Source organism: Aerococcus sanguinicola (assembly GCF_008726925.1).
Classification (GTDB): domain Bacteria; phylum Bacillota; class Bacilli; order Lactobacillales; family Aerococcaceae; genus Aerococcus.
The window spans coordinates 785400-798020 of the sequence record NZ_VYWO01000001.1; the positions used below are offsets into that span (position 1 = coordinate 785400).

The window sequence follows — 12621 nt, forward strand, 5'->3', positions numbered from 1 at the left end:
GAAATGCTTCTATTTCCAGCCCTTTGTGGTCTTATTTTAAATTAGTCGTAATTAAGTCGACATTGTGGCGGTACATGTCAATAAAGTTGTCCCCTGTTTGACCAACTGGCGCCAGGGAATCCGAGAAGAGTTCTTGCCCTTCACCGCTGACAACCTTAACGTCGAAGCCCTTGGCCTTGCAAGATTCCTTTAGCTTCTCCATCCGGGCAGGATCAGTCGTTGACTCCGAGAAGATGGCCTTAATCTTGTGGTCCACAATGAAGTTCACGGTGTCTTCAATGTCTTTATTCGCAACCTCTGTATCGGTTGAAATCCCCTGAGGGGCCTTCACCGGAATATTGTAGCGGCGAGAGAAGTAGTTAAAGGCATCGTGTGGTGTAATCAAATAGCGTTGTGCTTCCGGAATACCAGCAATTTTTTCTTTATTTTCCTTATCTAAGGCATCTAATTCCTTGAGATAAGCCGCTGTATTCTTTTCAATGGCTTCCTTATGGTCTGGTAGAGCTTCAATCAAGTAGGCACTGCACTTCTCAGTAGCCTGCTTGTAGAGGTCAATATCGAACCAGAAGTGGGGGTCAACAATCGTTTCCCCATCTTGGTCCATATTCCCCAAGGCCTTCTCATCGAAGTCAGCTGTTACAGCCTTGCCTCGTTGCTCTAAGACATCGACCATCTTTCCTTCAAAGTGTAAGCCATGGTAGATCAAGAGCTCAGCTCCCTTGAGTTTCTCCAAATCTTGGGGCTTGGCCTCATACAAGTGAGGATCTTCCCCCGCAGGAATAATCATATCGCTTGTGATATAGTCGCCCGCTAACTGCTGGACCATATCATTTAAGAAAGAAGTGGTGACAACCACATTTAACTTGCCATCTTCCGCTTGCTTGGCTGACTTTTCTGAGCCCTGGGAACAAGCGCTTAAGACAAAAACTGAAAGCACTAAGAGTGAAAGTGCCTTTAACCATTTAGACAAAATAAAGTCCCCCTTTTTATATTTTTAGGTTAAGCTAAAACAAAGTTTATAGAAACATTATAATGTAATTGAGATTAGTTCTCAAGTTCTTTTTGCAGATAAATACATGAAAATAGATTCATCTCAAAAACAGAAAAAACAGGCCCGCTTGAGCCTGCTTCCACAATATTTAAGTATTAGAGTTCTTTATATAAATAAGCTGCATCTAACCATTGCTCGAACTTATAGCCAACTTTGGGCAAGAGGCCCACCTGATAAAAACCCTGGCGCTCGTGAAAGGCTAAGCTCCGCTGGTTGGAAGCTGTAATGACAGCCACTAAGCTCACAATCCCCTGCTGCTTAAGCTCTGTCTCTAAGTCTTGGAAGAGACGGTAGCCAATGCCCTTGATGGGAGCTTGGCGGTCTGCATAGATACTCAGTTCCGCACTATGCTGGAAGGCCTGGCGGTCACCTAACTGATGGGCATAGGCATAGCCCCAGACTTCGCCCTCATATTCAGCGACCAGATAAGGATAGCCAGCTGCTTGAATACCTTGCAAGCGCTGGGCCATTTCCTCTGTATCTGGTGCTTCATATTCAAAGCTGATGGTCGTCTCTTCCACATAGGGCCGGTAGATAGCGGCCAATCGCTCACAATCCGCTAGACGGGCATGACGAATCTGTATATCCGCCATCGCTTAATCGTCCTTGTCAACATTCAAGGCTTTGAGTAGGGCCTGGAAGTCTTCCTCACTCGTCACTGCCTGGTACTTAGTCGCTGCACAAACCCCACATTCTAAGCCTTCTTGTTTATCTGGTTCTTCAATTGGTATTTCTTCGTAGGTCTTGTCTTCATGAGTTGACATCTCACCATCTCCTTTTCTACTTCTATTTTACCAACAAAATCACAAACTGACAAAATTTTTAAAAGCGACTTGATTTGACATTCTCAATTCCTCTACTTATAATTGTAATGGTTATAAATTAAAAATAGGAGGATAAGTAAATGAAATATATTGTTGTGGGAACTTCCCATTTTGGTTATGAAGCTGTTCAAACCATCTTAAAGCAAGAAGCTGATGCAGAAATCCATCTCTATGAACGTGGAGGTTCTGCTTCCTTCATGGGTTGAGGGAGCCAATCATATGTAGAGGGGACCTCTCAATCATTAGATGAATTACACTTTGCCAATGAAGCGTCTTACCGCGAACAAGGCATTAATATCCATTGCAATAGTGATGTTGTGGCTATCCAAACCGATGAGAAAACTATCACTGTTCAAGATGCGGATGGCGAACATACTGTAAGCTACGATAAACTCTTGCTCAGTCCCGGTGGCTATGCTGTTAAGCCCCCAATCGAAGGGATTGATCTGGAAAACATCAACACCTTCCGCGGACCAGAAGATACAGCAGCGGTTAAAGAACAAATGGCCGGCTGTCAATCTGCTGTGATTATTGGCGGGGGTTATATCGGAATCGAAGTGGCTGAAGCTTATGCACAGGTTGGTATTCCAGTAACTGTTATCGACATGCAAGACCGACTCTTAGCAACTTCACTCGATAAAGAGTTCACAGATGTTCTCGAAGCAGCATCTCAGACTAACGGGCTCAACTTCCGACCAGCCGAAACTGTTAAAGCCTTTGAAGGCCAAGACGGCAAGGTCAAAGCGGTAGTTACCGACCAAGCGACCTATCCTGCTGATACCGTCATTCTTGCAGCGGGGGTCAAAGCAGATGACCAATGGCTCCGTGGTAGTCTGGAAATGGATGAGCGCGGCTTTATCGTTACCAATGAATATCTCGAGACCTCTGCTCCCGATGTCTATGCTGGTGGCGATTCAACTTGCGTGCCCTTCGCTCCTACCCACCAACAAGTAAATATTTCCCTGGCAACAATCGCCAGACGGCAAGGGATTGTTGCCGCTCTGAATGCCATGGGACAAAAAGTTAAAATGCCAGAACTCACAGGGACATCTGCCCTCTCGCTCTTTGGCTATAACTTTGTATCAACCGGGCTTAAAGCAGCTAGCGCTGACCAGTACCAAGGGCAAGTTGCTTCCTGCTATGTTGAAGAACCCTTGTATCCTGACTTCATGCGCAAAGAGGGTAAAATTGCCATGAAGATTTATTATGATGCGGATGACCACCGTATCCTCGGCGGCCAATTAATGTCTAAAAAAGATATTACAGATGGTATCACAGGATTATCCATTGCCATTGCTTCAGGTTGGACACTTGAAGACCTGGCCCTAGCCGATATCCACTTCATGCCTCGCTTTGACCGGCCATGGCACTATCTCAACGTGCTTGCAATGGCAGCTCTAGACTACAAGATTGGCGGCGCAGATAAGCTACTCTTCTAACTTATCCATAGCTTAACGATTAGCAGCAAGCCTTTCCTAGCTGTCAGTCGAAGCATTCAAAAAAGGCTACTTCCTCAATTCCTTACAGGATGAGGGAGTGGCCTTTCTTTGTGACATCGCTCGATTATGGGGAACCGAACTTGTTTTCATATTCTGCTTCTAATTGGTCTAAGTTTTTTTGGCTGATTTGGTCAATTGTTGGCGAAGTCTCAGGAGGAAGCCCTGGTTTACTTTCGCTTTCCTGGTCCACTGGCTTGAGCTCAAAGCCCTCATCACTGGCTTCTTGGTCAAGGATGGGGGCCGCCGAATAGGTCTCACGCGCTTTCAGCGAGTCCTCCGTCTTGCTTAGACCCAAGGGATTTCCTGGATCATCCGTCAGATTAGGTGTTGTCCATTGGAAGAGAAGAAAGATTCCTAGCAAGGCAACCAGGGCTGATCCTAGATAAGCTACAAGTTTCTTTTTAGGAAATTCTTCTGTCATCGGCCCTAACTCCTTTCGCTAGCCTAGAACGGTCTAATCCTGACCGAAGCCTTGGGGGTTCTTCTCCTGCCAGCGCCAAGAATCCCGGCACATATCGGCTAAATCCTTCTCAGCAAGCCAGCCAAAGAGTTCCTTGGCATAGCTAGCATCCGCATAGCAGGTCGCCACATCCCCAGGACGACGGGCATCAATGGTATAGGGGATCTCTACTTGGTTGACCTCTTCGAAAGTATGGACCAAATCAAGAACCGAATAACCCTGGCCCCGACCTAAGTTAACTGTTTCTAAGCCTTGATGGCCCAAGGCATAGGCAACAGCGGCCACGTGTCCCTTAGCCAGATCCACCACATGGATATAGTCACGGACCCCGGTTCCATCTGGCGTGTCATAGTCATCACCAAAAACATGGAGCTGGTCCAATTTACCTATGGCTACTTGGGTGATATAAGGCATAATATTATTAGGCACCCCCTGAGGGTCTTCCCCAATCATACCGGATTCATGGGCGCCGATAGGGTTGAAATAACGCAAGCGAAGAATAGACCACTCGTCATCTGAAGTATACAGGTCACTCAGGATTTGTTCATTCATGACCTTGGTATAACCATAGGGATTGGTTGCACTGACTGGCAGGTCTTCTGTCAGAGGGGAAGGATTGGTCATCCCATAGACCGTAGCGCTCGAACTGAAGACAATCCGCTTCACCCCATGTTGGCGCATCACTTTAAGGACGGATAGCAAGCCTCCCAGGTTATTCTCATAGTATTCCAGAGGCTTAGCCACAGATTCCCCTACCGCCTTAAAGGCTGCAAAATGAATCACTGCCTCAATATCATGGGCCTCAAAGACCTGGCTGAGAGCTTCTTGGTCTAAGACATTAATGCAGTAAAAGCTTGGGCGCTGACCGGACAAGGCTTCGATTCGGTCCAAGACGGTGGGTTTGGAATTGGAATAGTCATCAACAATTACAACCTCATAGCCCGCCTGGATCAATTCAATACTGGTGTGAGACCCGATATAACCTGTCCCACCTGTTACTAAGATTGCCATCTCATTCGTCACTCCTTATCGCTTATTCTTACTAGTAAGTATAACACATGACAGCTTTAAGGAAGCGCTAAGCTTTTGACATTAATTCAAAGTCTTCGCACTTCCAATAGAGGGAATGGTACAATGGAGCTAAAGCTCTTAGGAAGGAGAGTCACTGTGCAAGCTAAAATTTACTACGAAGACAACCACCTCCTCATTGTCGAAAAACCAGCCAACATGCCTGTCCAAGCAGACAACAGCCGGGACTTGGACCTGTTGACCTTCTACAAACAATTCATCAAAGAAAGGGATGACAAACCGGGCAATGTCTACTTAGGCCTGGTCCACCGCCTAGACCGTCCCGTAGCCGGTCTCATCATCTTCGCCAAAACTTCCAAGGCAGCCAGCCGCCTATCCGATGCCCTCCGGCGCCGAGCTCTTGACCGGTCCTATCTAGCAGTTGTCCACGGCCAGCCTAAGAAGGACTCGGGGCAGTTAACGGATTACTTATGGAAGGACAAGAAGAAGAACCAATCCTATGTTGTCGCTTCCGACCATAGAGGAGCCAAGAAAGCCCAACTGACCTATCAAGTCCTCGACCAGACGAGAGACTTCAGCCTGGTCCGCATCCAATTACAGACAGGACGGTCCCACCAAATCCGGGTGCAGATGGAGCACCTAGGCCATCCCCTCTATGGCGACCAAAAATATGGGGCTAAAGTCAACCAAGTGGGCCAACAGATTGCGCTATGGGCCTATCAAGTCCACCTCCAACATCCCGTTAAAAAAGAAGACCTTACCGTCCAGGCCCTACCCCCAGCCACAGGGATCTGGTCACACTTTGACCTCAGCCAGCTTTGAAATTGACCATTCGTATAGGCAAAAAAAGGCCTCCCCGTCCAATCGACCGGGAGGCCTTTCAGCTTATTTATCACCTAAATTTTAATAGACGCCTTCTTGCATCATCGCAGAAGCTACCTTCTTGAAGCCGGCAATATTAGCTCCAGCAATCAAGTCATAGCCGAGGCCTGCTTCTTCAGCAGCACTGGCAGCAGCTTCGTGGATGTTTTCCATGATACGGTGTAATTCGGCATCCACTTCTTCAGCCTTCCAAGCGCGTTTGGCACTATTTTGCGCCATTTCCAGACCTGATACTGCTACCCCACCGGCATTAACAGCCTTGGATGGTGCAATAATCGTATCAGTATTTTCTTTAAGGTAATCAATGGCTGCCTTGGTTGAAGGCATATTAGCCACTTCAATCAAGTATTTGACATTATTTTCAGCTAGTTGCTTAGCTTCTTCTAAGTCAATATCATTTTGGGTGGCACATGGCATGGCCACATCAGCCTTGACACCCCATGGCTTCTCGCCAGCATAGAAAGGCACACCAAACTTGTCCGCATAGTCTTGAACACGGTCATTCCCGCTGTTACGCATTTCAAGCATGAAGTCCAATTTCTCTTGGGTATTGATCCCATCTTCGTCATAGATATAGCCATCTGGACCAGATAGGGTCACAACCTTACCACCGAGTTCAGCCACCTTGGTACAGGTCCCCCAAGCCACATTGCCGAAACCAGAAACGAGGAAGGTCTTCCCTTCGATACTTTCGTTTTCGTGCTTGAAGATTTCATTGGCGAAGTAAACCGCACCATAGCCCGTTGCTTCTGGACGGATCAAGCTGCCCCCATATTCTAGACCCTTACCTGTCAAGACACCGTTCTCGAAGGCGCCTACGATACGTTTGTACTGGCCAAAGAGATAGCCCACTTCACGGCCACCTACACCGATATCCCCAGCAGGGACGTCAGTATCTGGACCAATATGGCGGTAGAGTTCAGTCATGAATGCTTGGCAGAAGCGCATAATTTCATTATCTGACTTACCACGTGGGTCGAAGTCTGAACCACCCTTACCCCCACCTAGGGATAAAGTCGTTAAAGAGTTCTTGAATGTCTGTTCAAAACCTAAGAACTTAACCACAGATAGGTTAACTGATGGGTGGAAACGTAAGCCCCCCTTGTAAGGCCCAATGGCATTATTGAATTGTACCCGGTAGCCCCGGTTAACTTGGACCTTGCCTTCATCGTCTACCCAAGACACGCGGAATTCAATTACACGGTCTGGTTCCACCATCCGTTCAAGGATACCATTCGCTTCATATTCAGGATGGGCCTCAATCACAGGCTCGATTGTTGATAGTAATTCTTCCACAGCCTGAATAAATTCTGGTTCGTGGCTATTTTTTTCTTCTGTCGCTTTGAGTACACGATCAATGTATTCTGACATCACATTCCACTCCATTCATCTTTATGATTTTCAATTGAGTAATTAGTTCGCCCTATCTTATGAACGAATATTCTCTGCTTTTTATTATAACAGTTTCTCATTGACTTGTCATAATTGCCCATAAGTTTTTAGCTAAGGCATGATACTTCTTAACTATGATATCTATAGGCACTAAAAAAAGAAGCTGGGATAAAAGTCCCGGCTTCTATATAGAATACGAACTATTCTTTAAAAATGTGCTCCAAAAGTCAGCCCTGACATCCACTTCGTACAGGGTGTGAGCAAAGGCGTCCAAAAAGGGATGACTGGAGGCAAAGAGGATAAGAGCGGCTTTAGCCGATCGTTCCACTTTGCTGAAGTCACTCCCTTTTTGCCTCTGTGAACCCAACTACGAATTATGTAAGATCCTTTGACAAGGTTCTTCCATAATTCGCGGACAGTTGCTATAGCTGTTCGAAGCGAAGCGAGTTACAGATATAGTATGCGTTAGCTGATTCAGGGCTAACCGACTTTTGTCACACTCTCATTGTATTCTAGTTAAAGGCAAGCACCCGGGCATCGATAGGATAGGAATCCTTGTCGCCAGGAGCTGCTTCGATAGACCCGAATGGCATTTGACTTCTGAGCTTCCAAGTTTCAGGCAAGTCCCAAGTTTGACGAACATCTTCATCAATTAAGGGGTTGTAGTGTTGGAGAGAAGCGCCAATTCCTTGTTCTGCTAGGGCTGTCCAGACATTCATGGTTGCTGCCCCATTAGCTTGTTCCGACCAAGGTTGGAAGTTCTCTGCGTAAAGGGCAAATTGCTCTTCATATTCACGGACAATTTCTTGGTCTTCAAAGAATAAAATCGTCCCATAGGCTGCTTGGAAGGAAGCAATTTTTTGGCGGGTATTTTCTACATCCTCTTCTGTTGCATTAGGATTAGCATTCTTCACATGGTCCCAAACAATTTCCCATAATTTATCGTGGGAACCTTCAAATAAAACAACTGCACGTGTCGTTTGGTTATTAAAGGCTGAGGGGGTGTGTAGGATAATATCCTTAACGAGGGCAGTAATTTCCTCATTTGACGCCTCAACATCCTTACCCAGACCATAGATTGAGCGGCGTTTCTGAATTAAATCATTAAATGTCGATTGCATACAAACGTCCTCCTTATTTTTTAAAAGTTTATTTGCTTAATTTCATCTTAAATTGTTCAATCCAACTTGTAAAGCAATAAGTCTCGGCTATTTTTTTATTTTCCTCCCTTTAAATAAGAACTGATGGAAACAATTCAGGAAAAGTCCTGCAATTCTGAGTCCTAGCTTAAAAACAGGGGAATTTTATGTTATAATCAACTTACTTAGATAAGTTAGCGTTTTCACTTAGCCCGGAATGCCCTTATCTAATATGATTAATGGTAGTAATAAGACACTACAGTTTTGACCCCACTACCTAGTCTAAGCTGTAGTTGTTAATTATTTTGAGGAGGACTTAGAATATGAATAAATTTATTGAACGTAATGTTGAAAGCGGTTTATTCAATGAGACTGTTGGTAATTACTTAGAGGAAGCTATCCAGAACAAAGAATCTGTTATTATTGCCGGCCACCGGTCAACAGGTAGCCGACCACTCTTTGCGGCGATTTCAGGTGCTGCTAAGTCTGAACACTCAGCTGTTCAAGTTAAAGATGAGTCAGCCTTCGAAAAAGAAGCCGATTATTACTTGATCCCTGGTAATCCTAAAGTTGATTTAGAAGAATTAATTTATAAGGCAATTGAAACCCCTGGAGCTGCTTTCGTTTCCTTAAAGGATCCTGAACAACCTGTTTCTCTACAAAAATTATTAAAACGTTTCACTAAAGAACATGGGACTTCCGACAAGGTCTTCCATGAAATTGCCTTAAAGAAAAATGGTACCGGTGGTGACGCTGTGCCTTATACGGATAAGGTAACCAAATTCTACTTCAATGAAAAAGGAAAAGTTAAGCGCGACCAACTTGACTTCTAATTCCTCGACAGAACTACAACAGTTTGGCTAGGCAAAGCGCCTAGCTTTTTTTGTTAACAAAGCTTTTTAAAGGCGTTGTTTTTTTGATAAGGGTCCTGTAAAATAAGTCTGTTAGCTTTGAGGAAAGCTCACACTACGATTCTTCAGTAGATTAAGCTACTCTTTGTCCTTTGGTCGTAGTTATTACTAGGGCGGTCCGCCGCCACTATAAAGGAGACGATATTATGCAAAAATATACACACGGGGCTTCCTCGGCCCGGACTTTAGACCTGACCAAGGCTGCCATCATTGCGGCCCTCTATGTCGCGATGTCTCTCTTACTCGCGCCCTTAACTTTTGGGCCCATTGGCATCCGCTTATCAGAGGGGCTCAACTTCTTAGGCCTCTACCATAAGCGCTATATCTATGCCATTACTCTTGGCGTCTTCATCGTCAACTACTTCAGCTATGGGATTTGGGATATGATTGTGGGCAGTATCTCCACCTTCATCTTTCTCTGGATTGGACGCTGGCTGGGTGAGCAGGTGGTCCAACATAGCCAGTTCAAGATTGATCCGATGATCATTAAGTACATTGTCCTCACCATTGTCTTCTCCCTGTCCATGTTCACCATCACCTTCTTGGTGGTCTTCCTCGGCTATGATGGTCCGATTTGGCCCCTCTACCTTAATATGGCTGGAACAGAAGCCCTCGCCATGGTGGTCGGTGGCTTTATCATCTATCCCATCAGCAAGCGGATTAATTTCTATGACTAAATTCTAAAAATGACTAACACATCAAAATACGCACACCAACAAGCCCCTTGACTTGTTCGGTGTGCGTATTTTTTAGTCTTATTTATTATAACCAGCCCTTGTCGTAAGCGTGTTGGATATCATGGACTTGGTCAGGGAAGATTTGACCAAGGAAGTTCTTGAAGAAGGCCTGGGCATCCACTGCTTGAGCAACTTGAACCTTACCGGCTGGATGCGGCTGGATGACCGACTGAGCATCGCGCTCGCCGCTGGTTAGGACTTGGATATCTGCTGGGATAAACTGGCAAATCCCAGTCACCATGTCAACAGGCACCAGAGGGTCATTAATCACACAGCCCAGGGTCCGCTCGGCCTGCCAGTGGAAGTCCACATAGAAGCGGGTAATGGCATGGATCAGCTGCCCCAGCTCGGTATCGAATTGGCGGATCAATTCGCGACAATTAGGGGTCATTAGAATCTGGTAGGTGACGTCCAAGGGGTAGAGGTAAGTTTCAGGCAGGTCGCTCTGAAAGACTAGGCGGGCTGCCTCGGGATCGCACCAGAAATTATATTCCGCATAAGGCGAGCAATTGCCTGTCACCTGGTAGGCCCCACCCATAATCCGCAAGGCCTTGGCCTGACTTAAGAGACCAGGCTGGGCCTGGATCACTTGGGCCAGATTGGTCAGGGGGCCCAGGGCAAGGATCTCCACCTCGTTCGGGTAAGTTTGGAGCATGGACTGGATGAAGGCTCGAGCAGACTCGGGCTGGATGTGCTTTTCCCTAGCCCAGATTGCTTCGCCTAGGCCATCTTCCCCATGGGTATCCCGGGCATCACGATAGGGACGTTCGAGGGGCTGTTGGGCTCCCTCATAGATAGGGACCTGGTCGAGGCCCAGAACATCACAGAGATAGCTGGCATTACAGGCCCCCTGGCTAGGATCCACATTCCCAGCCACCGTGGTAATTCCTAGGATATCAAATGCTTGGCTAAGGACCGTATAAATGAGCGCCAGGCTATCATCAATACCTGGATCAAGGTCTAAAATAACTTTTCTTCGCATAGTAAGCTCCTATTCCTATAAAGCTTGTAGGCTGCTGATCATTTGGTAGAGAGCCAAGGCACAATAGATTAAAACCGGCCAAAACACTATTGCCTGACGGTAGGTGCCTGGCTCCGTCCGATAAGTCTTGATATAAGCCTTAATCGACTCCCGATGCTGGTAGAGGACCCAAGCCCCTGCTAGGAAGAAGCCGACCGAAATCAAGTTGTTGATCCCCTCCTGCAGACTCATCGGCAGGGGAGATAAGAGATAAATCATTAAATCGCCAAAGACAAAGTTGTTGACGATATGAAGGACTACCGCCCACAAAAGCCCATAAGTCAGGCTCACATAAGCCAGGACCAAACCAATTAAGAAGGCAAAGGGCGATTGGATCACATTCAGATGCATCAAACCGAAGAAAAAGGCCGATACGGTCATCGCAAAGAGACGACCGTGTTTGACCAGATAGGGCAGGATAGTCCCACGAAAGGCTATCTCTTCAAGGATGGGACCGACGAAGCCGGCGTAGAGGAACATGGACACCGTCTGACTCCCAGCTGAAGCCATCTCAACTTCTGGAAGAATCGTATAACCCAACGCATTGGCTAAGCCTTCTCCCAAATAGGCGAGACCCGAAAATATAAGTTGCCCCATCATAAAAACAGCCAGCAGCTGAAGAAAGCGTCCCCCTGTCATCTGAGGCGCCTCCTCCCGCCGCCAAACGATCGGCCATTTACGGTGGAGATAGCTAAGAAGCAAGAAACTCAAGCCACAAGCAATGAGATAGGGCCAACCGCTATCGATGGTATCGCTTAGGGCTTGGTCCATGCTGAAGTCCCCCACCAGCCAAGCCTTGACCAAGAGATAGGCGATAACATATATGAAAGCGCCAACTAACATCAAGGCTGAATAGGCAAAGGCAACCCCAAGGCTGCGTAACATGTCTTCTCTGACCGTATTTTGTTTTTCTTTCAAAAGATTCCCTCCTTTAGCCCCCTAAAAAGGGGATTTCCGTGCCTTATCGACAAACTTTGGCTATAATTTTAGCATAGATGTGTTTGATTAGATATAGTTTTAAGGAGGAAATCCCATGCTCTCTGACCAATGCGCCCACCAGGTTATCCAGGCTATCATGGCGCGCTATCCCCATACCCAATCCGCGCTTAACTTCGATAACCCCTACCAACTCCTGATCGCTGCCATGCTGAGTGCCCAGACAACAGACGCCAAGGTGAACGAGATCACGCCTGCCCTTTTTGCGGCCTTCCCTAGCCCCCAAGACCTGGCCCAAGCCAGCCAAGAGGAAGTCATCCCCTACATCAAAAGCCTGGGCCTCTACAACAACCGGTCCAAGTACATGATTGCCTGTGCCCAGAAACTCCTCAACGACTTCGGCGGCCAAGTTCCCCAAAGCCAAAAAGAGCTAGAAAGCCTGCCCGGCATTGGCCGGAAGTGTGCCAATGTGGTCCTCTCCAATGCCTTCCAAATCCCTGCCTTCGCGGTGGATACCCATGTTATCCGCATCTGTAAGCGGCATGAAATCGTGGATTCTTCAGCCTCTACCTTAGACATTGAAGAGCGGGTGACCCAGCTCCTCCCCAAAAAAGATTGGCTCCACGCCCACCAGGCCATGGGTGCTTTCGGCCGGGAAATCTGTACCCCTAAGCATCCCAAATGCCATGAAATTCCTGAACTTTGGCCCTGCCCGGACCAGACCCCTACTCACTAGAAAG

Annotated in this window: 15 protein-coding genes and 1 pseudogene; 7 read left to right on the top strand and 9 right to left on the bottom strand. The window is 46.8% G+C overall.

Features of this window, described 5'->3' with window-relative positions:
* Positions 1-31: 31 nt before the first annotated feature.
* From F6I03_RS03745 to F6I03_RS09735, 3 genes are all read right to left on the bottom strand, one after another.
* The gene (locus F6I03_RS03745) at positions 32-970 is read right to left on the bottom strand and encodes a metal ABC transporter solute-binding protein, Zn/Mn family (RefSeq protein ID WP_070431095.1); all 939 of its coding nucleotides are present in this window, start codon (positions 968-970) and stop codon (positions 32-34) included.
* A gap of 176 nt (positions 971-1146) precedes the next feature.
* Positions 1147-1644, bottom strand: a complete 498-nt coding sequence (locus F6I03_RS03750) for a GNAT family N-acetyltransferase (protein ID WP_150983067.1) — start codon at positions 1642-1644, stop codon at positions 1147-1149.
* A gap of 3 nt (positions 1645-1647) precedes the next feature.
* Positions 1648-1815 (bottom strand): hypothetical protein, encoded by a 168-nt coding sequence (locus tag F6I03_RS09735; protein WP_168160475.1) that lies wholly within the window; start codon positions 1813-1815, stop codon positions 1648-1650.
* 140 nt (positions 1816-1955) lie between these two features.
* Here F6I03_RS09735 and F6I03_RS09825 point away from each other — a divergent pair, with 140 nt between their 5' ends.
* The 3 genes and pseudogenes from F6I03_RS09825 (at position 1956) to F6I03_RS09915 (ending at position 3314) form a co-directional block, all read left to right on the top strand.
* Positions 1956-2081, top strand: a complete 126-nt coding sequence (locus tag F6I03_RS09825) for an NADH peroxidase (protein ID WP_070431093.1) — start codon at positions 1956-1958, stop codon at positions 2079-2081.
* Positions 2082-2132: 51 nt separating this feature from the next.
* Positions 2133-2852: pseudogene (locus F6I03_RS09910) on the top strand (FAD/NAD(P)-binding oxidoreductase); the annotation flags it as partial.
* A 51-nt stretch (positions 2853-2903) separates the two neighbouring features.
* Entirely contained in the window at positions 2904-3314 is a 411-nt protein-coding gene (locus tag F6I03_RS09915; protein WP_256365976.1) for a hypothetical protein, read from the top strand.
* Between the two features lie 124 nt (positions 3315-3438).
* Here the strand turns inward: F6I03_RS09915 and F6I03_RS03765 are convergent, their stop codons facing one another.
* Both F6I03_RS03765 and galE read right to left on the bottom strand, forming a co-directional pair.
* On the bottom strand, positions 3439-3795 hold the full coding sequence (locus F6I03_RS03765) for a hypothetical protein (RefSeq protein WP_070431092.1): 357 nt from the start codon (positions 3793-3795) through the stop codon (positions 3439-3441).
* Positions 3796-3828: 33 nt separating this feature from the next.
* Entirely contained in the window at positions 3829-4845 is a 1017-nt protein-coding gene (galE, locus tag F6I03_RS03770) for a UDP-glucose 4-epimerase GalE (protein WP_070431091.1), read from the bottom strand.
* Between the two features lie 156 nt (positions 4846-5001).
* Between galE and F6I03_RS03775 the strand changes: the two genes are divergently transcribed.
* Positions 5002-5685 (top strand): RluA family pseudouridine synthase, encoded by a 684-nt coding sequence (locus tag F6I03_RS03775; protein ID WP_141737860.1) that lies wholly within the window; start codon positions 5002-5004, stop codon positions 5683-5685.
* An 81-nt stretch (positions 5686-5766) separates the two neighbouring features.
* Here F6I03_RS03775 and gdhA read toward each other — a convergent pair whose 3' ends face one another.
* Together gdhA and F6I03_RS03785 are read right to left on the bottom strand one after the other, a co-directional pair.
* Complete coding sequence (gene gdhA, locus F6I03_RS03780) at positions 5767-7116, bottom strand: NADP-specific glutamate dehydrogenase (protein ID WP_070431089.1); 1350 nt, start codon at positions 7114-7116, stop codon at positions 5767-5769.
* Between the two features lie 533 nt (positions 7117-7649).
* Positions 7650-8258: a nitroreductase family protein gene (locus tag F6I03_RS03785; RefSeq protein WP_070430481.1), complete on the bottom strand. Its 609-nt coding sequence runs from the start codon at positions 8256-8258 to the stop codon at positions 7650-7652.
* Positions 8259-8599: 341 nt separating this feature from the next.
* On the opposite strand from F6I03_RS03785, the gene F6I03_RS03790 reads away from it, so the two are divergent.
* Both F6I03_RS03790 and F6I03_RS03795 read left to right on the top strand, forming a co-directional pair.
* The gene (locus F6I03_RS03790; RefSeq protein WP_070430482.1) at positions 8600-9109 is read left to right on the top strand and encodes a hypothetical protein; all 510 of its coding nucleotides are present in this window, start codon (positions 8600-8602) and stop codon (positions 9107-9109) included.
* Between the two features lie 224 nt (positions 9110-9333).
* A complete protein-coding gene (locus F6I03_RS03795) occupies positions 9334-9864 on the top strand; it encodes a QueT transporter family protein (RefSeq protein WP_070430483.1) in 531 nt (176 codons plus the stop codon).
* Between the two features lie 85 nt (positions 9865-9949).
* Here the strand turns inward: F6I03_RS03795 and F6I03_RS03800 are convergent, their stop codons facing one another.
* Together F6I03_RS03800 and F6I03_RS03805 are read right to left on the bottom strand one after the other, a co-directional pair.
* Entirely contained in the window at positions 9950-10906 is a 957-nt protein-coding gene (locus F6I03_RS03800) for a nucleoside hydrolase (RefSeq protein WP_070430484.1), read from the bottom strand.
* A gap of 15 nt (positions 10907-10921) precedes the next feature.
* The gene (locus tag F6I03_RS03805; protein ID WP_070430485.1) at positions 10922-11863 is read right to left on the bottom strand and encodes a CPBP family intramembrane glutamic endopeptidase; all 942 of its coding nucleotides are present in this window, start codon (positions 11861-11863) and stop codon (positions 10922-10924) included.
* Positions 11864-11978: 115 nt separating this feature from the next.
* Here F6I03_RS03805 and nth point away from each other — a divergent pair, with 115 nt between their 5' ends.
* Positions 11979-12617, top strand: coding sequence for an endonuclease III (gene nth, locus F6I03_RS03810; protein WP_070430486.1), 639 nt, complete (start codon positions 11979-11981; stop codon positions 12615-12617).
* The last annotated feature ends 4 nt before the right edge of the window (positions 12618-12621 follow it).

What these genes read in the sequence shown, in the direction of transcription:
- gdhA (WP_070431089.1), bottom strand. Translation starts at nt 7,116, where the DNA reads ATGTCAGAATACATTGATCGTGTACTCAAAGCGACAGAAGAAAAAAAT.
- F6I03_RS09735 (WP_168160475.1), bottom strand. Translation starts at nt 1,815, where the DNA reads ATGTCAACTCATGAAGACAAGACCTACGAAGAAATACCAATTGAAGAA.
- galE (WP_070431091.1), bottom strand. Translation starts at nt 4,845, where the DNA reads ATGGCAATCTTAGTAACAGGTGGGACAGGTTATATCGGGTCTCACACC.
- F6I03_RS03795 (WP_070430483.1), top strand. Translation starts at nt 9,334, where the DNA reads ATGCAAAAATATACACACGGGGCTTCCTCGGCCCGGACTTTAGACCTG.
- F6I03_RS09915 (WP_256365976.1), top strand. Translation starts at nt 2,904, where the DNA reads ATGCCAGAACTCACAGGGACATCTGCCCTCTCGCTCTTTGGCTATAAC.
- F6I03_RS03800 (WP_070430484.1), bottom strand. Translation starts at nt 10,906, where the DNA reads ATGCGAAGAAAAGTTATTTTAGACCTTGATCCAGGTATTGATGATAGC.
- F6I03_RS03785 (WP_070430481.1), bottom strand. Translation starts at nt 8,258, where the DNA reads ATGCAATCGACATTTAATGATTTAATTCAGAAACGCCGCTCAATCTAT.
- F6I03_RS03765 (WP_070431092.1), bottom strand. Translation starts at nt 3,795, where the DNA reads ATGACAGAAGAATTTCCTAAAAAGAAACTTGTAGCTTATCTAGGATCA.
- F6I03_RS03750 (WP_150983067.1), bottom strand. Translation starts at nt 1,644, where the DNA reads ATGGCGGATATACAGATTCGTCATGCCCGTCTAGCGGATTGTGAGCGA.
- F6I03_RS09825 (WP_070431093.1), top strand. Translation starts at nt 1,956, where the DNA reads ATGAAATATATTGTTGTGGGAACTTCCCATTTTGGTTATGAAGCTGTT.
- nth (WP_070430486.1), top strand. Translation starts at nt 11,979, where the DNA reads ATGCTCTCTGACCAATGCGCCCACCAGGTTATCCAGGCTATCATGGCG.
- F6I03_RS03790 (WP_070430482.1), top strand. Translation starts at nt 8,600, where the DNA reads ATGAATAAATTTATTGAACGTAATGTTGAAAGCGGTTTATTCAATGAG.